The following is a 24145-nucleotide window of genomic DNA, read 5'->3' as shown; positions in this document are numbered from 1 at the left end:
AAGTAAGGTTATTCCTTACTTTTAGTAAGGTTACTATTTCAAAAAAAACATCTTAAAATATTAATTTTAAACAACTTAAAACAAACATCATGTTAAAAAAAATTTCAAATCTTGGAACAACTTTAAACAAAAGTGAACAAAAATCTATTAATGGTGGTAATTGGACTCAATGTGGAAATTCAACTTGTTGTAGAACATTACCTAATGGATATGTATTAAGAGAACCTTGTAGATGTTATTCTTGGGGTGGTTGTATTTTATTATAATGTAAATAAAAGTAAACTACTGGGGTTAAAAAGTTCTCATGTAGTTTACTTTAACTATCTTTCTTTTCTTAAAAGAATATATAACCAATCTATATATCTAAAGCTACTTACAACTCACCTTAACTTCTCCATGTAATTATCTAATTTTTGATTATTTTATTGATTTTATAAAGTATTTTAAAAGAATAAAATCTATAATTATGAAATCAAAACCAACATTAGTAAAGCTTATCAAATCGTACGGAAATAAATATGATGTTAAATTTCCTAAACTTAAATTCGAAATAACTATTGATCGTTATTGCTATAACAAAATGTCAAATAGTCCTGAAGAATATAAATTTATATAAGCTTATCTTCTTTAGTGAAGTTATGAAACAGTTTTAGCTAGTTATTTTAAAGTTATTTTGCTTTTTTGTTACCTCTAGAAGTTATTTTATAGAACTCGGAAATATTTCAGATTATTTTTCAAAAATCAATTTTAACTTGCTTATTAAATAATATAAAATTTAATACTATGTTAAAAAACATTTCAAAATTAGGTACTACTTTAAACAAAACAGAACAAACATCAATTAACGGAGGAAAAGCACCACTTTGTCCTTATCCATTAAAAGCAAAATATGATCCATCTACACGTTCGTGGTCTTGTAGGTAATTAATAATATTAAAAAAAGCAGGATAAAACCTGCTTTTTTACTTACACTAAAATATTTTTTAAATAAACATAGACGTACTTCATCTAATACATAAATTGCTTTATACTGAATTAAGTTATAATTGTTATATAATTTAAAAGTTAGTTTTTAATTTTTAGAAAAAAATAGTTACCAGAAAAGAAATATTCAGAGGAGTTTTTTTGTTTTACAAGACACTACTAAATTACAATTATTTCTATTAAATAATTAGTGATTTCTATGTTTTTTATCTTACTCATTAGCTTTATAATAAAAAAATAATATTTTTATTAATATTTACATTTTTAAGTTATTATTTACAATATCAAAAAACCTTCTAAACCTCTCTAAAACACTGAATTTTCTAATGGTTTACCCTTAGTAAAAATTCAGGGTTTTTACCTATTTTAAAATTTCTTGATTTATACAATATTTGCACTCTTTAAAAACAATAATCGTTAAATTTTTAGAAGGGTTTTAATTATTGTTTAGAAGGGAGCTTTATAAGCTCCTTTCTTTTTTAAAGTAACATGTTATCCTACCTTTTAATAACAATAACTCTACTCTTAATTTACTCTGATTTATTTAGCTTACTATAGAGTTCTTTATGTGACTTTTTTATTTTTTTAGAGTCTTACAAATAAAAAGAAGATAAACACGTTTTTATCTTTAACGATAGTTTTTAAGACCCGTGGGGACGGGCTTAAGGTTTGTTGGTCTATTATATTATTTAATAGGCCAGCTTTTTTATTAAATACCATTCATCTACAGTTAAGTTCTATTCAACTATTTTTTTTAATTTAAACTTTTGTTTTAAAGTATCTTTATGATGAAGTTTTAAGTAATTTCATTTTTAGTTAGTTTAAATTAGTTGGAAAGAAGAAGTATTTTTGAAGGGGTACTTCTTCTTTTATATTAAACTTATTTTTACAAAAAACAGCACTCAATAAGTGCTGCTTTTTATTATATAATATCAATCTAATATTTTTTATTATCTCCAATAATTATTTGCTTTAGATATAGTAGAAAATTCTAACGCTACAGTTTGACCGATAGCTATTAACATTGCTGCATCATTTGCATATACTGGACGTAATTGATCTCTTATCTCAGCATTAGGTTGAGTTATTTTAATAGTTAACCTTGCTATTTTTACAGCTAAAGCTCTTCCTTCTTCAGGTGAATTGGTGATTAACGTGTTTTCTGGTATTAATTGTGTTTTATCTAACATTATTTTATTTTTAAATATAAAACAAAGCTATAATTCATAATATCCAAAAACAGTGACTTCTGTCACTTTACAAAACTTTTATTTTTCTTCCCTCTTGAAGTACTTTATTAGCAATACTTAATTTTTTCAATAACCTTGTAATTACCTCTCTTGAAGTACCTAAATCATCAGCAACTTCTTGATGGGAAACACTTAAAACATTCGATGCTTTAATTTGTACTTTATTTTTTAAATAATTTAATAACCTTTCCTCTAAATTATAACATAGTACTTGTTTTGTTGTATTTAATAAATCTTTATAATGTCTCTTATAATCAGACAGTACTAGATTACCAAAGGATGGATATTTTTTTAACCACTTATTAACCTTATCAATTGGAAGTAATAATAATTCACTATCTAGTTCTGCAATAGCTGAAAACCCTGCTAGTTCTTTACTTGATATATGAGCAAAACTATAAATACAAGTTTCTCCTGATGAAATATAATATAAAAGAAACTGTATAGAATCTTCATTACTAAACACTTTAATATTACCACTTAAAACTATAGGCAAAAAACGTATTAACCTTCCTTGCTTAATAACAAAATCACCTGCTTTAAAACTTTTTAAAATTGAATGTTCTTCAACTTCATTCAAAAGTTCTTTTTCAAGTACAGGAAAACATTTAGCTAAAAAAGAAGTTTTCATTATAGGTGTTATTTTTAATTATTTACTAATACAACATTGGTTTACATACTTACAAGAAAGTATATATTTTTTAAACATTAAAAACTATTAAATAAACTTTCATATTCCTTTACCTTACTTTCTAACCTTTTATTTAAATAATCATTTTTATTATTAAGTGTAATTGATATCAATTTGGCTTCTTCACAATATTTAATTATTTTTTCTTTACTCCAGTGTATTGGTGGTTTTTGTAAATTTGTTATTCTATCAGCAATCTTAACCATTCCAACTTCTTTTTCCTGCTTATTTATACGCTTTAAACTATCAAGCATTCTATCTTCTTTTAAAGCTATATCTTCATTTTTACTCAATGCTTGAACAGCATTTGCTATTGACTCTCCAAATTTATCCTTTAATTCTTCAAATTTAGTATCTGTATCCTCAATCGTATCATGAAGCAAAGCTACTTGAATTGCATAATTAATATCAAAATTACTTTTAAAATTATAAGCAACTAATATTTCCATCGCTACATTTGAAAGATGTAAAAGATAATTAGAATTAGTTCCAGGTACTTTTTGATTACAGTGTTTTTCTCCAGCAAATTTGATTGCATTTTGATATAATTCTTGTGTCATATACGCTTTATAACTTAATTTAAGTTTCTTAAAATTTATCTAAAGTTACTATTTACTTTATTAATAAATAAATTTTCTTGTAGAGAAAAAAGTAAGGTTTAGCATTACTTATTGTAAGGTTCATTTTTATTCTTTTAATTTTAAGAAACTATTTTTAAGAAATTAACTTTAAATTATTTAATTATGTTTAAAAATGTATCAAAATTAGGTTCTATCTTAAAAAAATCAGATCAAAAAACAATTAACGGTGGTTTTTGGCCAACTACAAAAGAGGAATGTTTAAGATGTGGTGGAGAATGGGGAATATTATGTGCTTTACCTATGGACTCTGTTTGTTTATAAAATGTAAGTAAACTTTCGGTTCACTTTTTTATAACTGTACATTTCAAATACTCGTACAGTTATTATTAGGGTATATTAAACTTTAATTGTTCTACTTATTCATAAAAGGTTTTAAGAATATAAATCTAATTTTATGTAGTTAATAAAGCAAAGCTCCCTCGGGAGCTTTTTTAAATTTATATACTTTACTACTAAATAAAAACTAAACTGTATACTTACTTCAATCTTAAGTTATTTTTGAAATAAATTGATTAGATCTAAAACAAAGCATTCTGAAAGTGATTACTTATTTTTTTAGATTTTTTTTAGGGTTAACTTATTTTAAACTGTTATACAACTTCATAAAATAAATTTAGGGGTAAAGAAGTTTTATGAGATTAACACAAATAAGCTTCTTCGGAAGCTTATTTTTTTATTTAAATATTATTTTACAACAAAATATTCACTATAAATTTTACTCATATTATTTTTTTTGTAACAAAAAATTATTTCTAGCTACTTATTATTAAAACATAAGTTATATGAAAGCTAATTATTTTTTACTATTTATCGGTATTTTAGGTTTAATCTTTTGCGGTTATCATGTTATTTCAGGCAACGAAACAAGTACTAGTATTATTGGTTTTATTTGTGGTGCTAGTTTAATTTGGGGTTATATAAAAGAAAAAAAGCTAATATCTAATAAGGTTTAGGATGTTTCTAAAACTCCTAGTTATTATTTAAAACCACTAGATAAATTGATTATCTAACTCAATTATTTAAATTTAATTTTGTATATTATAAAAAAGTTTTTTTAGATCCGTGGGGACGGTTTTAACTTATGCTGGTCTAACATTTTGAATAGGCCAGCATTTTTTTATACTACTTTTTCTCTTATTTAAATTTAATTTTGTATATTTAGGTATTACATTTTTGTAATGGGATGATAAATAATATCTATTTTTATTTTAACATCCCCTTATAATGCCCACTATAATGGTGGGTATTTTTTATTAATACTTTTTTTAAATAAATTCCCCATAATGATTAATTGCTCTCTTGATAGTATTTAGCCCGAAAAGTAAGGTTTATCCTTACTATGTTTATAGTTTAAATATTCACATTTGATTTTAAAGAAATTAACTTTAAAAAATTAATTTAAATTATTTTATAATGCTAAAAAACATTTCAACTTTAGGAACAGCTTTAAATAAGGCAGAACAAAAAACAATTAACGGTGGAGTTATATACTGCCCTCCTTGTGCTAGAAAAGGAGCTTTAGGATGTAATTTACGTCAATGTGAATAACCATATTTTATTAAAGCGAACTTAGTGTTCGCTTTTTTTATCTTCTTTTGTTTCAATTTTATTTTACCATTAAATACTCCACTAATGGTTTTCCCTGACAACTTAATGGTTTACCCTAGTAAAATTTCAAGGGCAATCCCTTATTCTTTATTATTAGCTTTTTACTTAATTTTACTTCATATTATTCAGGATTTATAAGGGGATCCTTAATAAAGAACGGTAAGCTAGTTTATTTTAAACTAGCTTTCTTTTTTATAATATTATAGCTCATTCAATATTATTAGAAACATTGTTTACCAATACATCACTACAATAACAAACTATAAAAAATATTTCACTATAAACAATGTAAACTACATCATAAACCTAGTTAATTACTATTAAAAAATTGTTTTACCATATGTTAATTTCCGTAGTCATATCTCAAAAAAATGGTAGATAAAAAATCCTCTCCCTTTATAAAATGTTTAACAATTAACTAGAACTTTGTAAAAGCACTTAATTAGTCCTTTTTTCATTTTAACTTTAAAAACATTCCTTTTATCGATACTTATACTTACTTCATCAAATATTCAATTAATTTATTTTTATCATAAAGTATATTTACTGTATAGTTTAAAAATTTAATTTTTCATTTTTAGTAATAGTTTGGTTAAGTAAAAGAAGTATTCCGTGGGGGACTACTTCTTTTCTTTTATCTATTAACTTTTTGCGTAATTTACTAATGGTTTTCCATTAGTTAGAATTCAGGGATTTTAAGTATTCATATTTTAATATATTGTCCGTTATTTTGATTCGGCTAAAAGAATATTTTTAGCTATATATTTTTAACATAGAACGGACAAGAAAAAGAAGTTATCCGGGGGGACTACTTCTTTTCTTTTTCGTTCTACTTGTTTTTATTCAATATATATTTTTATTCATTTCTTCATATATTTCTAATAACACAGTTTACTCGTACAATACAATTTCTCATCTATTACTCATTTACTAAGGTAAATTGCACAAAAAATAACTATCTATTTTATAAACACATAGACAAAACCTTACCACTTACCGTAACTTATTTTCGCTTCATCTAAAACACTAATTAACAACACTAATCTTATACTATTTTTATAGTGTAGTTTTGAATTTCATTTTTGAAATTCGTTTGGTTAGTTATTAGAAAAGAAGTATTCTTTATGGTTACTTCTTTTCTTTTTTGCTAAAAATCATTATTAGCTCCCAATGATACTATCCCTTGATCTTTATGACCTGTATGTGCAACGATTTATGTAAATTTTGTAACTAATTGATTAGAACCTTTGCTCATACTCAACACCACTTAACCATTGGCTACTATACCAATATCTCCAAACATTTCCATTTAACACACCATCTTTTAGTATCTCGATATAAGCTTTTATTGCCTGTAAACGTGAATGGAATTTAGTGCGAAGTGTAAATAATAGTAACTAACGTTCTTTTTTCTCCTCTTATTTAGGAGTTAGTTATATTTTACCAGCGCTTTTATAATAAGCCCATACTTTATCAAAAAAAAGTATCTCAACATTTATTCTAGGTAATTTATTTGACATATCATTTTTAATAGTATAAAAATGATAGTTGTCAAACTAGATAAATTAGGACTAGTTTACTTTCTAGAATATTTTCTAAATGACTTAATTGTTTCAAATATACCAATACCAACAAATATTCGTCCAAGTAAATCAAATATTATAAACCAAGTATTATTAGAATAATTATAAAACTCTGTATCCATAAAATTCAATCTGTGTGTTGGATTTAAAAATTTAAAAAAATTAGCTATGTTATCACTAAATCCATCTGTTGAAAAAGCTAAATCATAGTTCGACGTTAATAACATAACCAAAAAAAATATAAAAGCAATTATAGGTGTAACTATAAAAAATGACCTTAACCAAGAGGTCCCATAAGCACTATATAAATTTGATATAGCAAGGCTTGTTATATCATTAAAATTTTTAACGAGTTCAGTTTTTGGATTAAATGATTTAAGTAAACTATCCTGTGCTTTTCTATAATATAATACCTCTTCTCTTTTATTATTTTTATTTTTTGCTACTGAATATAAGTCATTGAAAACTTCATATAGTTCAATATTCTTACCATCAAATTTATTAGGTGGAAATATAGTGTTATAAGTAGATATTGAGGATAATTTAGAAGAAATTGAAATTCTATTAATTTCTTCTAAATTTAAATTTGAAAATCTTGTATTTCCAAAATCACAATCAATAATTGACAAAAAAGATAATTCACTTAATTTTTCAATAAAAAAATCTTCAAAATCAATATAACGACTAAGTTTCAATAATTTATTTTCAATTCTAGGTAATAAATACATAAAATCTTCAAGTGATAAAGACTCTCTATACCTTTTTTTATGATATTTTAAAATTGACTTTATATCCTCTTCAGAAAATTGTTTTCTTTTAAAATACTCTTTAATACTTATATTTTCTACAAATTTCGAGTGTTTTAAAAAGGTAATCCCTGATATATGAATATTTCCATTGTTTTTTAAATTATCAAATTCTAAAGAAAAAAGATACACAGAGTTAATTAACATCGAGTCATCTATTGTTAATTGATTTGTAGTTAAAGAATTTAAATATATATCTTGGATTAGTATATGTGTTGTTTGACTTTTGTATATGTCTAAAATACCTATAAATGAAAAGAGCTCTCTTTTTGAATTATCTAAAATTAATTTATTTTTAATTATAGAATCAAAAATTGATATTTTATTAAAATAGCCTCCATAAAAAGAAGCTAAATTTAACTTTGAACTCATGAATTCAATTAACTCGCTTTTTCTATTATCAATGAAACTCAAGGTATCAATATCACATTCATTAAAAACCAATGATTTAAAAGAAGACCTACTTATTATTATTTTGTTAAAAGTACTATCGTTGATTATAAAGTTATTATAAAACTCAACTCCATTAACTATTAATTTATCAATCTCTAAATCGTAAAACGTTATGTGATAATTAAAAATAATATTTTCAATATCAATAACTCCCTTTATTTTTAAATCACTCAATTCAATAAAACTAATGTCATCATTAGTTTCATCATAATAAACAGAATTATAAAACTTTGAGTAAACGTGTTCCGAATTAAGGTAATCACCTTTTAGTATTTTAACAAATTCCTTTGCTTCAATTATTTCTTTTTCCATTAATACAAATTTAAAATTAATAAAATGTTAAAAAAAATAAAGCTCTAAACAATTATATTAAAATAAAATTAATCAATTAATAATGATGCTTGAAAAATATTAGTATTCAATTGCATCAACTTTTGCTCACATTTTGTAATATTTCGTTCTAGATTAAGAATGTTGCTATTTTGAATAACTTTAGGAAAATCATTTTGAAGTTTTTCTTTTCGTTGATTTTGTCTTGTTATAGAAGACCTTAATCATTTTTTTGTTTGTTTAATAGTTCAATAGGTGATAGTTTACTGTAATCAGTTTCTTTGATTTTTGGTATTACCTTATGTTCTAAGTAATAATCAATAATCTTCCAAGTTTCATTGATTCTATCAAACAAACGATCTATCTCTAAAATAATGGATAATGCTTTGTATTCTTATTCTTTAACACCAGTTTTCCAATTTTTAGGAGTTATGATTGGATAAGTGACCGAGCAGCCACTTGAAAGTGAAATAATTTTCTTCATTTTTTACTTACATTTTTTGGTACGTTTGCTGGCACGTTTGCTGGCACGTTTGTTTAAAATGTAAATCTTGCAGGATTGTAAAAAACAAAAAAGTCCCTGTAAATACAGGGACTCTATTTCTGGGTGGAAGACGGGATTCGAACCCGCGACCCTCGGTACCACAAACCGATGCTCTAACCAACTGAGCTACAACCACCATTTGAATTGCGAGTGCAAATATAAGACTGTTTCTGATATCTACAAAACTTTTTTTTAAATAAATTTACTTAAATTTTCAGCAGCAACGTAACGTTCTGATGTAAAGCCTTCTGCAAAATCAACTCCAATTAACCTTCCTAGGTCTCTTGCCCTGTAATTAATACTATCTGTGAAATTTTCACTTGTTATTGGTGTTTCAGGCTCTGCACTTTTAGGATCATAAAACTGAGAAGAGTATGCCAATACAGCATCAATTTTCTTATCCATATAACCAGATACATCAATTACAAAATCTGGTTCTATATTTTTCCATTGTATATAATGATACACTTGTTTTGGTCTCCATTTTTCTTGGTTTACTCCTTCAATAGTTGTTTCTATTTTTAATAGTCCACTTAAAAAACAAGCATCAGATACTAACTTGCTTCCTTTTGGGTGATCAATATGCCTATCATCAACAGCATTGCATAAAACAATCTCCGGTTGATATTTCCTAATCATTTTAATCACTTCTAACTGATGTTCTTTATCATTCGTAAAAAAACCATCAGCAAACTTTAAATTCTCTCTAACAGATACTCCTAAAATTTTTGCAGCATTTGCAGCTTCTTGATCTCTTATTTCTGCAGAACCTCTAGTTCCCAATTCTCCACGAGTTAAATCAACTATTCCTACTTTTTTACCTAAAGAAATTTCTTTGGCTATAGTTGCACTGCAACCTAATTCTACATCATCTGGGTGTGCTCCAAATGCTAATATGTCTAATTTCATTTTATTGTATTATATAAAGCTTGTTCTATATCTTCTATTAAATCTTCTGTTTCTTCTATTCCCACAGAAAAACGAATTAATCCATCTTTTATTCCTTGACTGTCTCTCTCTTCTTTTGAAAGCAAAGCATGAGATGTTTGTGCTGGGCTTAATACAGTACTTTCTACTCCTGCTAAACTCATAGACGGTTTTATTAACTGTAAATTACGTTGAAATTTCATCGTGTCTATTTCTTTTATTAATTCAAAAGACAGCATACCTCCAAAATATTTCATTTGAGCCTTTGCCAATTTATAGTTTTCATGTGATTTTAATCCAGGATAATATACAGTATCTATATATTTATTTTTCTCTAAATACTTTGCCATTTTAAGTGCATTCTTACTTTGTCTTTTTACACGTAAGTTTAAAGTTTTTAAACTACGCTCTAACATCCAAACTGTAAAATCACTTAAACTACCTCCTAAGTTTTTTGCTATATTCCATATTCTTTTCACATGTTCTTCTGAAGCTGCCACTGCCCCTGCTAAAATATCAGAGTGCCCTCCCATATACTTTGTTGCAGAATGTATCATAATATCAATCCCAAAATCTATTGGAGTTTGATTTACAGGAGATGCAAACGTATTATCAATCATCGTAATAATTCCATGTTTCTTTGCTAAAAGAGAAACTTCATTCATATCTACAATTTTTAATAGCGGATTAGAAGGGGTTTCTATAAAAATTACACGAGTATTACTTTTTATTTCTCTTTCAAAATCTTTAATCGCTAAACTTTTAGTAAATGAATACTCTATTCCAAACTTATCAAACTCTTCTACCACAAAATTATAAGTACCCCCATACAATGTTTCTTGTAAAACTACATGATCTCCTTGTTTTAAAAAAGCTAATAAACTAGTGCTAACTGCAGCCATACCTGATCCAAAAATTAAGGCGTCATCAGTTTTTTCTAAGGCAGCTATTTTTTTACATAAGGCTTCTTGATTTGGAGTGTTAAAATATCTTGGATACCTCTTTACATCAACACTATCAAACTGATATGAGGTAGACATATATAAGGGTGAAATAGCTCCTTTAAACTGTTCATCCTTTAATTCACCTACATGTGTACAAATTGTATTTATTCCTAAATTAGTATTTTTATTCATTTGAAAAACTTTAGTAGCTAAAGTTACAAAAACTACCTTATACCTTCACTGTTTTCCATTTTCCTTTTTTGAAAAGTAATATACCTATAATTGCTATTAAAATCTCAGCCAATGTAATTGCCCAAAATACCCCTTGAGGACCAAAATCAAATGTAATTGCCATTAAATAAGCAAATGGAAGTTGAAACAACCAGAAACAAACAAAATTTATTAATGTTGGTGTTTTTGTATCTCCTGAACCATTAAAAGATTGAATTACTACCATACCATAAGCATAAGCAATATAACCAGCTGCTATTACTTGTAAACATAAAGCCCCATTACTAACTACTTCAGGATTATTAGAAAACCATTCTAAAAAAGTAGATGCAAAAAGTATATACACTACAGATACAATTCCCATAAAATAAGCACAATATTTACTCGTAATCCAAACTGACTTTTCAGCTCTATCAGGTTTATTTGCACCTAAATTTTGCCCTACTAAGGTTGCAGCTGCATTACTCATTCCCCAAGCTGGCATTAATGTAAACATCATGATCCTAATAGCAATGGTATATCCTGCTAACACTTCACTTCCAAATTCCGACATTATTCTCATCAAAAACACCCAACTTGAAGTTCCTATAATAAATTGACCAATACCTCCAAGTGAAACTTTTATAATATTAAAAATTAAAGCTATATTTAATACTAAATCTTTTATAACTAATTTTATTTTTCCCTTTCCATAAAATAAAATTAACAGTTGAGTTATTACTGCTACTCCCCTTCCAATTGTAGTAGCAATTGCAGCTCCTTCAACTCCATAAGCAGGTATAGGCCCTAATCCAAAAATAAAAATAGGATCTAAAATTATATTTAACCCATTAGATAAAATCAACGTCCACATAGCAATAGAAGCATTCCCAGCTCCTCTAAATATGGCATTAATTAAAAAAAGTAACATCACTGTAATATTCCCACCTAATAATACTCTAGTATAACCAAAACCTTCTTCTATTAAATTTGGTTCACCTCCCATTAAAGCTAAAATTTCTTTTGGGTATACAATTCCTAAAATACTAATTAATATAGATATTCCTATACCTAAAAAAATAACTTGAACAGCAGTTTGATTTGCCCCTACACTATCTTTTTCTCCAGTTCTTCTTGCTATTAAAGCAGTTGCTGCCATACTTAAACCTATTGCTACTGCATAAACTAGTGTTAATACCGATTCTGTAAGACCAACGGTAGCTACTGCGTTTACACTTACTCTTGATACATAAATAATATCTACTAAAGCAAAAATAGATTCCATTAGCATTTCAAGTATCATAGGGATAGCTAACATAAAAACTGCTTTTTTAATGCTTCCTTGTGTAAAATCTTGCTGTCTTCCTAGTACAGCATCTTTAAAAAGTGAAAATATATTCTGTTTTGAAGTTTGATTGTTTTCAGTCATTTTAATATAGTATTAAACGTAATATTATAAACCTTGTATTTACAAGGTTCTATTTTAAATAGGTATGTACGAAGTAAAACTTAAACAATCATATGGCAAATATGCAAAAAAAATAACAAAGGTCTTTAGATAAAATCAATATCTTCGCTTTTATGATTAAAGTTGTTATTCTTGGAGCTGGAAATGTTGCTAGCCATTTAATAGATATTTTACTACCAAAAACTGATACTCAATTAATTCAAGTATATGCTAGAGATATAACAAAAATAACTCACTTAAAAAACCATGTTTCTATAACAAATAATATAGAGTTATTAAAAGAAGCTGATATATACATTATTGCAGTTTCTGATAATGCCATTGGTACAATTTCTTCAAAAATAAAAACAAAAGGTTTAGTTGTACATACATCAGGAAGTGTTTCTATAAACTCATTGAATAACAGTGGAAGAAAAGGTATTTTTTATTTATTGCAAAGTTTTTCAAAAGATAAAAAAGTAGATTTTGATACTATTCCTTTTTGCCTAGAAGCTGAAAATAAAGACGATTTAAAAACTTTAGAAACACTAGCTTTATCTATAGGTAAAAAAATATATTTCATAAATTCTGAACAAAGAAAGCATTTACATGTAGCAGCTGTATTTGTAAATAATTTTGTTAACCACTTATATACAATAGGTAATGACATTTGTAGTAAATATGATGTTCCTTTTGAAGTTTTATATCCATTAATTAAAGAAACAGCTTTAAAAATTCAATCGCTTTCTCCTGAAGATGCCCAAACAGGGCCAGCTAAAAGAAATGATACCAAAACAATAAAAAATCACTTAGATTTGCTTACTAATAAACAACAAGAAATTTATACAATATTAACAGAGTCAATTATAAATGGAAAAAAGTTATAAAGAAATACTACCTCAAATTGATACATTAATTTTTGATGTTGACGGAGTGTTAACTAATGGAATTGTTACCGTTATGCCTGATGGGCAATTAATTAGAAATATGAATATAAAAGATGGCTATGCTTTAAAAGCAGCAGTAAAGGCTGGTTTTAGAGTTTGTATTATTTCTGGAGGAAAAAATGAAGGTGTTAGAACCAGGTTATCAAATCTTGGTATTACTGATATTTACTTAGGTGCTCATAATAAAACTGAACAGTACAACGAATTGGTTAATAAATACCATTTGAAATCTGAAAATGTGCTATACATGGGTGATGACATTCCTGATTATCCTGTTATGAAACTTGTAGGAATGCCATGTAGCCCTAGTGATGGTGCTAGAGAAATTCAGCAAGTAGCTAAATATATTTCAGATAAAAAAGGTGGTGAAGGTTGTGCTAGAGACATTATTGAACAGGTAATGAGAGTACAAAAAAAATGGGACGACAATTTTGATGCCCAGTATGATTAAGGGTACTTTTTAAAGTAATCACTTAAAATGAATAAACTTAAAGAGTATATAAACAATATTAGTTACCTAAATGAAAATGTATTTCGAGAACTAGAGAAATGTTTTACTCCACTTCAATTACAAAAAAAGGATTTTTTTGTTCGTGAGGGAGAGTATGCTCGTAAAATTGGCTTCTTACAAGAAGGGATTGTACGAGCATTTTTTTTTAATGAAAAAGGAAAAGAATATAATAAACAATTTTTTATTGGGCCTTCTATAATTGGTGCTTACACATCATTACTTCTCAAGCAACCAAATACTATTGCCCAACAAGCATTAACTGATTGCAAGATTCTCGTAGCAGATTATGAAAGAATTGAAGGGTTATACAACGACTTCCATGAAATAGAACGGTTGGGTAGAAAAATAGCGGAACTTTATTTTTTAGAAAAAGAAAAAAAAGAAATAGAAATGGCTCTGCTTGACGCTGATAAGCGATACTTAATTCTAAGAAAAAAATTCCCTTCTCTTGAAGCTTTAATTCCTCAATATTATATTGCTTCATATTTAGGAATATCTGCAACTCAATTAAGTAGGATTAGAAAAAAAATCCTTCAATTGTGATTTATGTACATATGTAATTGAAATAGATAAAAAGGTGGTCGAATTTTGTTCTATCATAAATTTAAAAACAATTACTTATATGAAGTATTTATCACCTACTAATCTTAATAAATATTATTTAAGTGTAACTCAAACAAAACTCATTAATTTTAAAACACATATTTTTTATAGAAATTTAAAAACCAAAAATCTTAAATGATGGTAGTACTTCTATTATTATCTAGTGGAATATTAGGCATCTTTCTAGGAGCTCAAATTGCAGAAGCCTTTCTTTTAGTTCCCTACTGGAAAAATTTGAAAGAAAATGACTTCTTTGAATTACATAAAGTCTATGGTAAAAAAATTCATCATTTTTTTGCTCCATTAACTATCGCAGCAGTATTTGTTCCTTTAATTACTATTATTGTTCATATTTTTTGTCAAACAAATAAAAACAATCTTTTATTAGGAGTAATGGGCTTTTCTACAATAGCTTTTTTTCTAACCTATTTTTTGTATTTTCGAAAAACTAATAAGAGTTTTTCAGAAAAAAGTATAGATAATAAAAAACTTCAAAAAGAGTTAATAAAATGGGGGAATTGGCATTGGAGTAGAATTTTTTTTGAATTCATAGCTTTTACCTGCTCATTACTATTACTAATGAAAAATTAAATAAAACATAAAAAACTACAGCCCTTTTAAGGTATAGTATTTGCATAACACTTATAATAAACATATAAAAATGAAAAAATTACTTCTTACTTTTATTTTAACCTTAATATTCACAAACATTAATGCTCAATCTATTTTTGGTAAATGGGAAAATAGAGATGAAGAAACAAACAAGGTAGATAGTGTTATTGAGGTTTATCAAAAAGATGGAAAAGCATATGCTAAAATCATTGAAATTACTGATCAAAACAGGCAAACTGCAGTTTGTGATAAATGTACTGGTAAACAAAAAAACAAAGCTATTTTAGGCATGAATATTTTATCTGGTTTAAAAAAGGATGGAAAAGAATGGAATGGTGGGAAAATTCTAGACCCAAAAAATGGAAAAGAATACAAATGTTACATTAAACTAGAAGATAAAAACAAGCTTAAAATTAGAGGGTACATTGGCTTTTCTTTACTTGGAAGAACCGCTTATTGGTATAGAAAAAAATAATACTATTTTATTCATTATTAAAAAACAGCCATTACAAATATATTTGTAATGGCTGTTTTTTATGATTTACTTTTAGGTATTATTTTAATAAATGAGGAAATTTTCTTTTAAATCGATTTAACCTTGGTATAGAAACGTTCTTTACATAAGAATTTTCAGGATGTAATCGTTCATAATTTTGATGGTATTCTTCAGCCTTATAAAACTTCTTAAATTTTGTTACTTCGGTAGCTATTTTACCATTATAAACCTCTTTGTTTAATTTTTTAATTGCGTTTTCTATTATTTTCTTTTCATCTTGATTTTTATAAAAAGCAATAGACCTATACTGTGATCCATAATCAGGATGTTGTCCATTAACGGTTGTTGGATTATGAGAACCATAAAAAACAGTTACTAAAGTTTTAAAACTTACTTTTTTAGGATTGTAATAAACAGCCACCGCTTCTGCATGTCCAGTTCTACCTGTTCCTATCTTTTGATATGTTGGATTTTTAGTAAAACCTCCTGAATAACCAGAAACTGCTTCTTCTACTCCCTTTACACTTTCAAATACTGCCTCAACACACCAAAAACAACCACTAGCAAAATATGCTACTTCTAATTTTTGAGTTTCTTTAATTACCTTTTTAGGAGCTTTTTCTTTTTCTTTAAAACTAAAGAAAACTGCCAATACTAAAAATGCTACAACTAAATTTAAACCTTTCATTTATTAACTTTTATTTTATTAATTTTTTCAGATTCAAATACTCATTTTTATAAAATCACAACTTTAATTACTCTAATAATTTAGCCATTGCTGTTTTAATAACCTCTATATTTTGATGCTTATTAGTATGATTTTCTTTTTTCTGCATCTGAACCATTTGACGTAATAAATTAACTCCTACCTTATCAAAACTATATTGTTTATACTGTATTCCTTTTGCTACAATATCATTTGATAAATTTTGTATTGCATTAAAGTTATTACTCTTAGCTATTTTATCATATGCTTTTTTATATAATGATTGAATCTTTTTATTTTGACTCAAAAACATGCCCGACATTACATTACTTGCAATAAAATTTAATTCATCTTCATCATTTTCTTCTAAATATATACGTGTTAAAGGAGTTGCTATTATCTTTTTGACTTCTAATGGTAATGTTTTTGATTTTTGTATTGCTAGTTGCTTATCAACATAATACATTGCCACTAACGACTTTCCTAAAACTGCATATGATTTACTCTGTAATCCTTTTTCAAAGGCGGGCTTTAATTCTAGATCAGTTAATTTACCTAACGTTTCTATAGCAGCCGCTTGCACTAATGTTTTAGTGTCTTGCATTGCTATTTGTTTAATCTTGTTTATTACTGCTTTCTTTGAATATTTATTAATTAAATTAATATTCTCTAAAGCTAGAATCCTAATCTTATAAAAATCATCGTTCATTGCATTTGCTATTGCTCTGAATGCTTTTTTATCATCTTGCCTTTTAGACACCTCTAATAAAGCTTCCTTTTTATGAGCATAATTTTCAGCATATTTTAACTGATGAATATAATCGCTTAAAATTTTATTCTCTATGATATCGCATAGTAAAACACCATCAGAATTAATCTGTATCAGGTTAGGATGCTTTATAAATGGAAAGGTAAAAGAGGCATCTTTACCAGAAACAAAAACCTGATGACGCGTTTTTTTACTTCCTTCAAAAATATCAATTGCTAAAGGGAATTTAAACTCATTGGCTTGATCTTGGATAATATTAATAGTTACTGTTTTACGTAATTTATTATAATCATAAGATATGTTTAATTTTGGATGTCCACTATTAAAATACCATTGATTAAAAAACCAATTCAAATCTTTTCCGCTAACTTCTTCAAAAGCTAAACGTAATTGATGTACTTCTGCAGTTCTGTATTTATTTTGTGATAAATATTTATTCAACCCTTCAAAAAAAGCATCGCTTCCTAAATAATTTTTTAACATATGTAAAATTGACCCTCCTTTATTATAACTAACAGCATCAAACATATCTTCTCTACTATCATAGTTAAAACGCACTAAATGTTTATCAAAATTTTGTCCATTTTTATACGCCTCTCTATCCTCTAATAAATGAGCTTCTGCTTCATTCTTACCATATTTATGAGCCAGCCATAAATATTCGCTATAGTTTGCAAAACTTTCATTTACAGTTAAATTACTCCAACTTTCTGCAGTTACTAAATTTCCAAACCAATGATGAAAAGCTTCATGAGCAATCGTATTTTCATGTGTATTCTCATCAATTAATTGCCCTGGCATTTGATATGCTTGCTCACCATGAATTACAGCTGTTGTATTTTCCATAGCTCCACTTACGTAGTCTCTTCCTATAATTTGAGCATATTTATTCCAAGGATATTCAATTCCTGTAACTTTTGAGAAAAAAGCCAGCATTTCTGGTGTATTTCCAAAAATCTGTTTTGCAAATGGGGCGTATTTTTTTTCTACATAATAATTAACTGGAATGTTTTTATATGAATCCTTAACAACCTCATATTCCCCTACCCCCATAAAAAATAAATAAGGAGCATGTTTTTGTGTAAAATTCCAATAATCTGTTCTAGTACCATTACTATTTTTTGTCTGTTTTTCTAATTTACCATTGGACAGTGTAACAAACTTTTCAGGAACAGTTATATAAATTTCTTGTGAAGTTTTTTGATTCGGAGCATCAATGGTTGGAAACCAACAACTACTTGCTTCAGTTTCTCCTTGTGTCCAAATCTGTGTAGGCTTATTTTTATCCAAACCAGTTGGATTTATAAAATACAACCCTTTTGCTGATGTAATCGCAGCGCTTCCTTTTTGTTTAACTTTTTCTGGTTGTGCTGTATATTTTATATAAACAGTAAATTTTTCATCACGTTTATACATGCGTTGCAAATCAATAATTAACTTATAATTATCATAATTATAACTTAATTTTTTATCATTCAACATTACAGAATGAATAATCATTGCTTTGGCATCTAAAATTAATCTATCAGTATCATAAAAATGAGGTTTTAAAGTAACCCATTCTTCACCATTTAATGTTTTCTCTTTAAAATTAAAATCAACTTTTAATTTAGTGTGAATTATATCATGTATTTTTTCACGCTCGGCTCTATACACTCCCTGAGACTGTACTAGCGTTATCTTAAAAAAAAATAAAAATACGAGAATAAACGGTTTTTGAAACTTCATAAATTTTTTCTTAACTAATTAAACTTTTTCGTTTTAGTAATATTATACCGTAATTAAAAAGTTGTGGAATTTCAAAAATAAGAAAATATGACGTTAGGCTTGTTAATGAGCCGTTAAAAAGAAAAAACCATTATACAATGAAGTATAATGGTTAAAAAAAGTTTGTTTTATTTTTTATTTATCTTTAAAAATCATTTTAAACTGATCTAGGTTAACATTATCAGTATTAATTTTTGCTTTTTGCATCATGTCCATAATTTTAGCAGGATTCATGTCTTTTCCTAATATACGAGCAATACCAACACCTAATTTTTTACCGTAACCTAAAGCAACTATCTCATCTATTGCATCAGTCTCTCCTGAGTAATAAATAGCTGCATTCATTCCATCTTTTTTAAAATTCATTAACTTTTTATAAGATGATTTACTTAAAATATCTTTTATCTTTTTTTTCTCAGCCTCATAAGTAGCATCGTCAGTATTAGTATACGGTAATCCAGTAACGTTTATTTTTCTAATACTTTCGTAAGCTTTTTTGTCTTCTTCACTAGTACTATCTGAAGTTAATTGTACAACACTTGCTGGAATATCTAATGATATAAAACCTTTTTTATCTTGACTATCTACTAAATAAGTTTGTAAAGATTCTTTATTATTACAAGAAACAATTACTAATGCAAAAAGCATTATGGTATATATATATAGTTTTTTCATGTTCTTAATTTTTAAATTAATGAAAAAGAAAGTTGAACTAAGAGTTCAACTCTCCTTTAATGTTTACTACTTATTTTTTGAGTATTTATTGGCAATTTTTGATAGCTTATTTACATCTATTTCACCAGATAATGAAATAACCGTAGAACTTGATTTATTATCATCTCCTTTATTCATGTTTTTTACAAACATCAATACTTCACTAACTATTTCTTTGTTTTTTGTTGCCTTAATATAAATTTTTACTCGTGAATTTTTATCTTTAACACGCATTAATTGAGTTAAATTAGAACTTTTAATAGCCTTATTTACCATACTTTCCATTTTAGAAGCTACACTTCCATCTTCAGTAGAAAATATCTTTAACTCATTTAATCCTTTAGCCATGTTAAATATTTCCATATCATCAGATTTTGCATCTGGAAACTTCTCTAGTAAAACAAACATATCTTTTGTTACTACTACAGCTGATACTTCGTCTAAATCTTCTAATTTATCGAACATTGATTGTCCAAATGATACGCTTGATGTTATGATAAATGCTAGTATAAATATTATTTTTTTCATGATATTCTATTTTTAATGTACTTGGTTTATTTTTAGTTTACTTGGTATTTTAATTAATTGTTTACTGTTTTTATTACTTTATTTACAGTATTTTCATAGGTACTCAACTGTCCAATTGCATTTTTTCCTTTATTAATGTTACTTGAAACTGCATATAATGCTTCGTTTCCTTTATTTAAGTTGATTGAAACCATTTGCAATGCCTCTTTTATTTGTGCAAACTGTTTTCTCTGTATATGCTCATCATACTTTTGTTTCCCTGTGTAAATACTAATTAATAAAACTACTGATGCTGCTACTGATAACCATTTCCAGTTCTTTTTTCTTTTTATCTCAGGTTTTAACTGAATGGTTTTCGTAAAAACTTCATCTTTACTTTCTTTAAAATAATTAAACATTACACTATATTCATGCAAGTGAGGTGCTACATTATTACTTCTAAAGTACTTTTGTAATACTTTCTCTTCTTGCAAAGTTGTTTCTGCGTTTAAATATTTATCTAATAACTTTTCTATGCTAGCTAACTCCATAGTTGTGTTTTTTTATTAATTCTTGTCTTATTGTTTTTCTTGCTCTTGAAAGTGCTACCCTTACTGCTGTCGGTTTCATATCAACCACTTTACATATTTCATCAAAATCATACTCTTCAATATCTCTTAATTGAATTATTATTTTTTGCTGTTCTGGTAGTTTTTCAATTAGCCTGTGTACTTGGTTTACTGTATCGTTATTTTCTACTTTTTTTTCTAATGGTGTTTCTTTTTCTTTATAATTACTGTGAACTAATGTTAAATTACCTGCTTGCTTAGATTTTAATCTATCAAAACAATAATTTTTTGTCATAGTCATAGCAAAAGCTTCAACATTTTTATACTCTGAAAGTTTTCCTTTATTTCTCCATAACTTTAAAAACAACTCTTGTGTGGCATCTTCAGCTTCTTCTGTAGAAACTAACAATCTTTTTGCCAAACGAAAGACCTTGTCTTTAAATGGTAAAACAACTTTTAAAAAGTTTGATTGATTCATTGTTTAGTTAATTAGTTAGGTAAACTTATAAATAATTTTATTCTTTTTTATCAGGTTTACATAATTACGACGACACAGTATAATGTTTGTTACATCAATTATAAAAAAAATAATATAATTCATTAAATTGCGTTATAATTTTTAGCAAAAGCCTACTATATGAAATTTTTTAAAATACCTTTATTCTTACTTGTTTTTTTTACTATAACTTCTTGTAGTGAAAAAGAACCTACTCCTGAGAATATTGAAGTACAAGATTTTGTATGGAAAGGATTAAATGCCTATTACTTATGGCAAGATCAAATTCCTGACTTATCTGATAGACGTTTTTCTTCTGATCAGCAATTATATGATTATTTAAATGGATTTAATGATAATCAAAATTTATTTAAAAGCTTATTAATAGCTAATGATGATAGATCTACACTTATAGATGATTATACAACCATAGAAAATCCTAAAAGAAATGCCATTACCAGTGGATTAGAATTTGGAATCATTGCCGAACCAGGAAGTACTGAGAATGTATTAGGGTATGTAACACATATTTTGCCTAATTCAGATGCAGCTACGAAAAATATTACTCGTGGTGAATTTTTTCATGCTGTTGATAATGTACAACTAACAAGAACTAATTTTCAATCATTGCTAGTTACTAATCAAAATGCATATACATTAGAAATGGCTAATTTTAATGGTACTATTGTTACTCCTAATACAAAAAGGGTAGCTTTAGTTAAAGCTCAATATGACTTTCCTGCTGTATTTCATGAAAAAGTAATATCAAATAGGACTAATAATATAGGTTACCTAGTTTATAACAATGATTTTTCTACAAATTACATTAGTGACTTAAATACAACTTTTCTAAACTTTAAAAACCAATCGGTAAATGAATTAATTATTGATTTTCGCTATAATATTGGAGGTGGAAGTTTTGCTGAAAATATTACTAAAATTGCATCTATGATTACTGGGCAATTTAAAGATGAAGTTTTTATAAAAAAACAATGGAACACTAAAGCTCAATCATGGTTTGAAATTAACCAACCTGATTCATTGAACACTAAGTTCACAGAAAAGTTAAATAAAAACACAGCTATTAATAGTTTGAATTTAACAGATGTATACATTATTTTAAATGGGAATGAATTTACAGGTTCTCCGGCCACTGAATTATTAATTAACAGTTTGAAACCTCATATTAATGTACATGTTATAGGTAGACAAACTGAAGGTAATAATACTGGAACTATTCTTTTATATAATTCAGAAGATTATGATTTTGACAACAGAAATGTTACTCACACTTTTGCTTTAAAACCTATTGTTTTAAAATTTTTAAATAAAGATAAAGTGACCTATGAAAACGGATTTACACCCAATATGGAACTTTGCCCAAATGAAGATGTTTTGAACTTGGGAGTTTTAGGTGAAAATACAGATCCTATATTAGATAGGGTTTTAAATTATATATCATCAGGAGCTGTTGGTGCAACACCAAGGTGTAACGCTAATAATTTTGAATATTTATACAACAGCATAACACCTCAAAGAAACTTAAATCAAAACGTAACTATAACACAAAATTTACCTAATACTAATTAATATGAAAAAAAGTATCGTTTTAAATCTTCTTTTAATTACTTTTATTATTAGTGGATGCTCAAAAACAGAACCTAACCAAATTAATAATGGGGTAAATTCTTTTATTTGGAATGGCTTAAATAAATTTTATTTATGGCAAGAAAAAATCCCAGATTTATCTGATAGAAAATTTTCTACAGATCAACAAAAAAACAACTATTTAGCAACATACAACAATCCTGACAACCTATTTGAAAGTTTATTATATCAAAGAAACATTGTTGATAAATGGTCATGGATTGTTAGTGATTATGTTACTTTAGAGCAATCATTTCAAGGTACAACAGAAACTACTGGAATGGAATTTGGTTTAAAAAGATTTAAAACAAATTCTTCAAATGTTTTTGGATATGTACGTTATGTTGTTCCAGGTACAGATGCAGCTAATAAAGGTGTAAAAAGGGGTATGATTTTTACTAAAGTAAATGGTACAACTATTACAGATAAAAACTATAGAGATTTGTTATTTTCAAAATCAAATTCTTATACAATACATTTAGCTAATTATAATAGTGGAGATCCAATAACAAACTCAACAACATATTCATTAAGTAAAAGTAGTTTTACTGAAAATCCAATCCATATTGCCAAAACTATTGATGAAGGAGGCAAAAAAATTGGGTATTTAATGTATAATAGTTTTACAGCCAATTTTGATTCTAAATTAAATTTAGCTTTTTCTAAATTTAAAACAGATGGAGTTAAAGATTTAATTATTGACTTAAGATATAATGGTGGTGGGTCTGTTCGAACTGCAACAAGGCTAGCAAGTATGATTACTGGACAATTTACTGGTGACATTTTTGCAAAACAACTTTGGAACAAAAAATATATGAGTATTGTTTCACCTGATGCTCTTATTGATAGATTCCCTGATAAAATTGGAAATAGTGAAATTATAAATAGTTTGAACTTAACTAATATTTATTTTATTACTACTGGAAGTTCTGCTTCTGCTTCTGAATTAATTATTAACGGATTGCTTCCCCACATTAATGTAAAAACTGTTGGTACTAAAACACATGGTAAATACGTCGGATCTGTAACATTATACGATTCTCCTAATTTTACAAAAAGTGGCGTAAACCAAAATCATAATTGGGCAATGCAGCCTATCGTATTAGAAATAGTAAATAAAAACAATTATAACGATAAAGATGGAATTGACCCAACTATAAATATTCCAGAGAGTTATGGTAACATGGGGGTTTTAGGCGATAAAAATGAACCTTTGCTAGCTAGAACAATTGAATTAATAACAACTGGTAAACGTGGTTCTGTTTATAACAAAACAATTATTGAATTAGAATCAATTGGTAATTCTAAATCAAATAATCCAAACTATAATAATATGTATGTTGATTTAAAATAATCATACTTAAAATATAAATAAAAAGCTCT

The 24145-nt window shown here is 26.7% G+C and carries 26 protein-coding genes and 1 tRNA gene; 13 read left to right on the top strand and 14 right to left on the bottom strand.

Annotated features, from left to right (window positions below; translation table 11 throughout):
- Positions 1–89: 89 nt before the first annotated feature.
- The 3 genes from ACKTTQ_RS17880 (at position 90) to ACKTTQ_RS17870 (ending at position 924) form a co-directional block, all read left to right on the top strand.
- A complete protein-coding gene (locus tag ACKTTQ_RS17880) occupies positions 90–266 on the top strand; it encodes a hypothetical protein (RefSeq protein WP_158530802.1) in 177 nt (58 codons plus the stop codon).
- A gap of 200 nt (positions 267–466) precedes the next feature.
- Entirely contained in the window at positions 467–616 is a 150-nt protein-coding gene (locus tag ACKTTQ_RS17875; RefSeq protein WP_408049980.1) for a hypothetical protein, read from the top strand.
- 167 nt (positions 617–783) lie between these two features.
- Positions 784–924 (top strand): hypothetical protein, encoded by a 141-nt coding sequence (locus tag ACKTTQ_RS17870; RefSeq protein WP_299135984.1) that lies wholly within the window; start codon positions 784–786, stop codon positions 922–924.
- Positions 925–1934: 1010 nt separating this feature from the next.
- Here the strand turns inward: ACKTTQ_RS17870 and ACKTTQ_RS17865 are convergent.
- The 3 genes from ACKTTQ_RS17865 to ACKTTQ_RS17855 all read right to left on the bottom strand — a co-directional run bounded on the left by ACKTTQ_RS17865 (position 1935) and on the right by ACKTTQ_RS17855 (position 3485).
- Positions 1935–2174, bottom strand: coding sequence for a hexameric tyrosine-coordinated heme protein (locus ACKTTQ_RS17865; RefSeq protein ID WP_299135985.1), 240 nt, complete (start codon positions 2172–2174; stop codon positions 1935–1937).
- Between the two features lie 67 nt (positions 2175–2241).
- The gene (locus tag ACKTTQ_RS17860; RefSeq protein ID WP_408049979.1) at positions 2242–2865 is read right to left on the bottom strand and encodes a Crp/Fnr family transcriptional regulator; all 624 of its coding nucleotides are present in this window, start codon (positions 2863–2865) and stop codon (positions 2242–2244) included.
- 77 nt (positions 2866–2942) lie between these two features.
- Positions 2943–3485, bottom strand: coding sequence for an HD domain-containing protein (locus ACKTTQ_RS17855; RefSeq protein WP_408049978.1), 543 nt, complete (start codon positions 3483–3485; stop codon positions 2943–2945).
- 183 nt (positions 3486–3668) lie between these two features.
- Between ACKTTQ_RS17855 and ACKTTQ_RS17850 the strand changes: the two genes are divergently transcribed.
- The 3 genes from ACKTTQ_RS17850 to ACKTTQ_RS17840 all read left to right on the top strand — a co-directional run bounded on the left by ACKTTQ_RS17850 (position 3669) and on the right by ACKTTQ_RS17840 (position 5114).
- The gene (locus ACKTTQ_RS17850; RefSeq protein WP_176974402.1) at positions 3669–3827 is read left to right on the top strand and encodes a hypothetical protein; all 159 of its coding nucleotides are present in this window, start codon (positions 3669–3671) and stop codon (positions 3825–3827) included.
- A 521-nt stretch (positions 3828–4348) separates the two neighbouring features.
- A complete protein-coding gene (locus ACKTTQ_RS17845) occupies positions 4349–4519 on the top strand; it encodes a hypothetical protein (RefSeq protein WP_158530799.1) in 171 nt (56 codons plus the stop codon).
- A gap of 460 nt (positions 4520–4979) precedes the next feature.
- On the top strand, positions 4980–5114 hold the full coding sequence (locus ACKTTQ_RS17840) for a hypothetical protein (RefSeq protein ID WP_255405196.1): 135 nt from the start codon (positions 4980–4982) through the stop codon (positions 5112–5114).
- Between the two features lie 1636 nt (positions 5115–6750).
- Here ACKTTQ_RS17840 and ACKTTQ_RS17835 read toward each other — a convergent pair.
- From ACKTTQ_RS17835 to ACKTTQ_RS17815, 5 genes are all read right to left on the bottom strand, one after another.
- The gene (locus ACKTTQ_RS17835) at positions 6751–8328 is read right to left on the bottom strand and encodes a hypothetical protein (RefSeq protein ID WP_408049977.1); all 1578 of its coding nucleotides are present in this window, start codon (positions 8326–8328) and stop codon (positions 6751–6753) included.
- 623 nt (positions 8329–8951) lie between these two features.
- Positions 8952–9027 (bottom strand) — tRNA-His (locus ACKTTQ_RS17830).
- A 55-nt stretch (positions 9028–9082) separates the two neighbouring features.
- Positions 9083–9799, bottom strand: coding sequence for a bacillithiol biosynthesis deacetylase BshB1 (gene bshB1, locus ACKTTQ_RS17825; protein ID WP_408049976.1), 717 nt, complete (start codon positions 9797–9799; stop codon positions 9083–9085).
- Positions 9796–10953, bottom strand: a complete 1158-nt coding sequence (locus tag ACKTTQ_RS17820) for a trans-sulfuration enzyme family protein (protein ID WP_299135990.1) — start codon at positions 10951–10953, stop codon at positions 9796–9798. Before ACKTTQ_RS17820 ends, bshB1 begins: the two co-directional genes overlap by 4 nt.
- 37 nt (positions 10954–10990) lie before the next feature.
- Positions 10991–12400, bottom strand: a complete 1410-nt coding sequence (locus ACKTTQ_RS17815) for an MATE family efflux transporter (protein ID WP_408049975.1) — start codon at positions 12398–12400, stop codon at positions 10991–10993.
- 152 nt (positions 12401–12552) lie between these two features.
- Here ACKTTQ_RS17815 and ACKTTQ_RS17810 point away from each other — a divergent pair, with 152 nt between their 5' ends.
- The 5 genes from ACKTTQ_RS17810 (at position 12553) to ACKTTQ_RS17790 (ending at position 15566) form a co-directional block, all read left to right on the top strand.
- A complete protein-coding gene (locus ACKTTQ_RS17810; protein WP_299135992.1) occupies positions 12553–13305 on the top strand; it encodes a Rossmann-like and DUF2520 domain-containing protein in 753 nt (250 codons plus the stop codon).
- Complete coding sequence (locus tag ACKTTQ_RS17805; protein ID WP_093870896.1) at positions 13289–13816, top strand: KdsC family phosphatase; 528 nt, start codon at positions 13289–13291, stop codon at positions 13814–13816. Before ACKTTQ_RS17810 ends, ACKTTQ_RS17805 begins: the two co-directional genes overlap by 17 nt.
- 27 nt (positions 13817–13843) lie before the next feature.
- On the top strand, positions 13844–14419 hold the full coding sequence (locus tag ACKTTQ_RS17800; RefSeq protein WP_408049974.1) for a Crp/Fnr family transcriptional regulator: 576 nt from the start codon (positions 13844–13846) through the stop codon (positions 14417–14419).
- A 195-nt stretch (positions 14420–14614) separates the two neighbouring features.
- Entirely contained in the window at positions 14615–15070 is a 456-nt protein-coding gene (locus tag ACKTTQ_RS17795; protein ID WP_408049973.1) for a hypothetical protein, read from the top strand.
- Positions 15071–15140: 70 nt separating this feature from the next.
- Entirely contained in the window at positions 15141–15566 is a 426-nt protein-coding gene (locus tag ACKTTQ_RS17790) for a DUF2147 domain-containing protein (RefSeq protein WP_093870893.1), read from the top strand.
- A gap of 79 nt (positions 15567–15645) precedes the next feature.
- On the opposite strand, the gene msrA is transcribed toward ACKTTQ_RS17790, so the two are convergent.
- The 6 genes from msrA to ACKTTQ_RS17760 all read right to left on the bottom strand — a co-directional run bounded on the left by msrA (position 15646) and on the right by ACKTTQ_RS17760 (position 21097).
- Positions 15646–16275, bottom strand: a complete 630-nt coding sequence (gene msrA / locus ACKTTQ_RS17785) for a peptide-methionine (S)-S-oxide reductase MsrA (RefSeq protein WP_408049972.1) — start codon at positions 16273–16275, stop codon at positions 15646–15648.
- A gap of 67 nt (positions 16276–16342) precedes the next feature.
- Positions 16343–18790, bottom strand: coding sequence for a M1 family aminopeptidase (locus ACKTTQ_RS17780; protein ID WP_408049971.1), 2448 nt, complete (start codon positions 18788–18790; stop codon positions 16343–16345).
- Between the two features lie 174 nt (positions 18791–18964).
- Entirely contained in the window at positions 18965–19504 is a 540-nt protein-coding gene (locus ACKTTQ_RS17775) for a DUF4252 domain-containing protein (RefSeq protein ID WP_408049970.1), read from the bottom strand.
- A gap of 66 nt (positions 19505–19570) precedes the next feature.
- Positions 19571–20071, bottom strand: coding sequence for a DUF4252 domain-containing protein (locus ACKTTQ_RS17770; RefSeq protein WP_408049969.1), 501 nt, complete (start codon positions 20069–20071; stop codon positions 19571–19573).
- A 53-nt stretch (positions 20072–20124) separates the two neighbouring features.
- The gene (locus ACKTTQ_RS17765; protein ID WP_299135998.1) at positions 20125–20601 is read right to left on the bottom strand and encodes a hypothetical protein; all 477 of its coding nucleotides are present in this window, start codon (positions 20599–20601) and stop codon (positions 20125–20127) included.
- Positions 20588–21097 carry an RNA polymerase sigma factor gene (locus ACKTTQ_RS17760; protein ID WP_093870887.1) on the bottom strand — a complete coding sequence of 170 codons (510 nt, stop codon included), beginning with the start codon at positions 21095–21097 and terminating at the stop codon, positions 20588–20590. The genes ACKTTQ_RS17765 and ACKTTQ_RS17760 overlap by 14 nt, the downstream gene beginning before the upstream one ends.
- Positions 21098–21256: 159 nt before the next feature.
- Between ACKTTQ_RS17760 and ACKTTQ_RS17755 the strand changes: the two genes are divergently transcribed.
- Complete coding sequence (locus ACKTTQ_RS17755) at positions 21257–22705, top strand: S41 family peptidase (protein ID WP_299135999.1); 1449 nt, start codon at positions 21257–21259, stop codon at positions 22703–22705.
- A gap of 1 nt (position 22706) precedes the next feature.
- Positions 22707–24116, top strand: coding sequence for a S41 family peptidase (locus ACKTTQ_RS17750; protein WP_408049968.1), 1410 nt, complete (start codon positions 22707–22709; stop codon positions 24114–24116).
- The last annotated feature ends 29 nt before the right edge of the window (positions 24117–24145 follow it).

It is taken from the genome of Tenacibaculum halocynthiae, assembly GCF_964512825.1.
GTDB lineage: Bacteria > Bacteroidota > Bacteroidia > Flavobacteriales > Flavobacteriaceae > Polaribacter > Polaribacter halocynthiae.
The sequence above is the reverse complement of the archived record's forward strand: the minus strand, read 5'-3'. Positions and strand labels throughout refer to the sequence as shown.

Bases quoted from the DNA above. Each gene is read 5' to 3' on its own strand.
- ACKTTQ_RS17880 (WP_158530802.1), top strand. From the start codon at position 90: ATGTTAAAAAAAATTTCAAATCTTGGAACAACTTTAAACAAAAGTGAA.
- ACKTTQ_RS17875 (WP_408049980.1), top strand. From the start codon at position 467: ATGAAATCAAAACCAACATTAGTAAAGCTTATCAAATCGTACGGAAAT.
- ACKTTQ_RS17870 (WP_299135984.1), top strand. From the start codon at position 784: ATGTTAAAAAACATTTCAAAATTAGGTACTACTTTAAACAAAACAGAA.
- ACKTTQ_RS17865 (WP_299135985.1), bottom strand. From the start codon at position 2,174: ATGTTAGATAAAACACAATTAATACCAGAAAACACGTTAATCACCAAT.
- ACKTTQ_RS17860 (WP_408049979.1), bottom strand. From the start codon at position 2,865: ATGAAAACTTCTTTTTTAGCTAAATGTTTTCCTGTACTTGAAAAAGAA.
- ACKTTQ_RS17855 (WP_408049978.1), bottom strand. From the start codon at position 3,485: ATGACACAAGAATTATATCAAAATGCAATCAAATTTGCTGGAGAAAAA.
- ACKTTQ_RS17850 (WP_176974402.1), top strand. From the start codon at position 3,669: ATGTTTAAAAATGTATCAAAATTAGGTTCTATCTTAAAAAAATCAGAT.
- ACKTTQ_RS17845 (WP_158530799.1), top strand. From the start codon at position 4,349: ATGAAAGCTAATTATTTTTTACTATTTATCGGTATTTTAGGTTTAATC.
- ACKTTQ_RS17840 (WP_255405196.1), top strand. From the start codon at position 4,980: ATGCTAAAAAACATTTCAACTTTAGGAACAGCTTTAAATAAGGCAGAA.
- ACKTTQ_RS17835 (WP_408049977.1), bottom strand. From the start codon at position 8,328: ATGGAAAAAGAAATAATTGAAGCAAAGGAATTTGTTAAAATACTAAAA.
- bshB1 (WP_408049976.1), bottom strand. From the start codon at position 9,799: ATGAAATTAGACATATTAGCATTTGGAGCACACCCAGATGATGTAGAA.
- ACKTTQ_RS17820 (WP_299135990.1), bottom strand. From the start codon at position 10,953: ATGAATAAAAATACTAATTTAGGAATAAATACAATTTGTACACATGTA.
- ACKTTQ_RS17815 (WP_408049975.1), bottom strand. From the start codon at position 12,400: ATGACTGAAAACAATCAAACTTCAAAACAGAATATATTTTCACTTTTT.
- ACKTTQ_RS17810 (WP_299135992.1), top strand. From the start codon at position 12,553: ATGATTAAAGTTGTTATTCTTGGAGCTGGAAATGTTGCTAGCCATTTA.
- ACKTTQ_RS17805 (WP_093870896.1), top strand. From the start codon at position 13,289: ATGGAAAAAAGTTATAAAGAAATACTACCTCAAATTGATACATTAATT.
- ACKTTQ_RS17800 (WP_408049974.1), top strand. From the start codon at position 13,844: ATGAATAAACTTAAAGAGTATATAAACAATATTAGTTACCTAAATGAA.
- ACKTTQ_RS17795 (WP_408049973.1), top strand. From the start codon at position 14,615: ATGATGGTAGTACTTCTATTATTATCTAGTGGAATATTAGGCATCTTT.
- ACKTTQ_RS17790 (WP_093870893.1), top strand. From the start codon at position 15,141: ATGAAAAAATTACTTCTTACTTTTATTTTAACCTTAATATTCACAAAC.
- msrA (WP_408049972.1), bottom strand. From the start codon at position 16,275: ATGAAAGGTTTAAATTTAGTTGTAGCATTTTTAGTATTGGCAGTTTTC.
- ACKTTQ_RS17780 (WP_408049971.1), bottom strand. From the start codon at position 18,790: ATGAAGTTTCAAAAACCGTTTATTCTCGTATTTTTATTTTTTTTTAAG.
- ACKTTQ_RS17775 (WP_408049970.1), bottom strand. From the start codon at position 19,504: ATGAAAAAACTATATATATATACCATAATGCTTTTTGCATTAGTAATT.
- ACKTTQ_RS17770 (WP_408049969.1), bottom strand. From the start codon at position 20,071: ATGAAAAAAATAATATTTATACTAGCATTTATCATAACATCAAGCGTA.
- ACKTTQ_RS17765 (WP_299135998.1), bottom strand. From the start codon at position 20,601: ATGGAGTTAGCTAGCATAGAAAAGTTATTAGATAAATATTTAAACGCA.
- ACKTTQ_RS17760 (WP_093870887.1), bottom strand. From the start codon at position 21,097: ATGAATCAATCAAACTTTTTAAAAGTTGTTTTACCATTTAAAGACAAG.
- ACKTTQ_RS17755 (WP_299135999.1), top strand. From the start codon at position 21,257: ATGAAATTTTTTAAAATACCTTTATTCTTACTTGTTTTTTTTACTATA.
- ACKTTQ_RS17750 (WP_408049968.1), top strand. From the start codon at position 22,707: ATGAAAAAAAGTATCGTTTTAAATCTTCTTTTAATTACTTTTATTATT.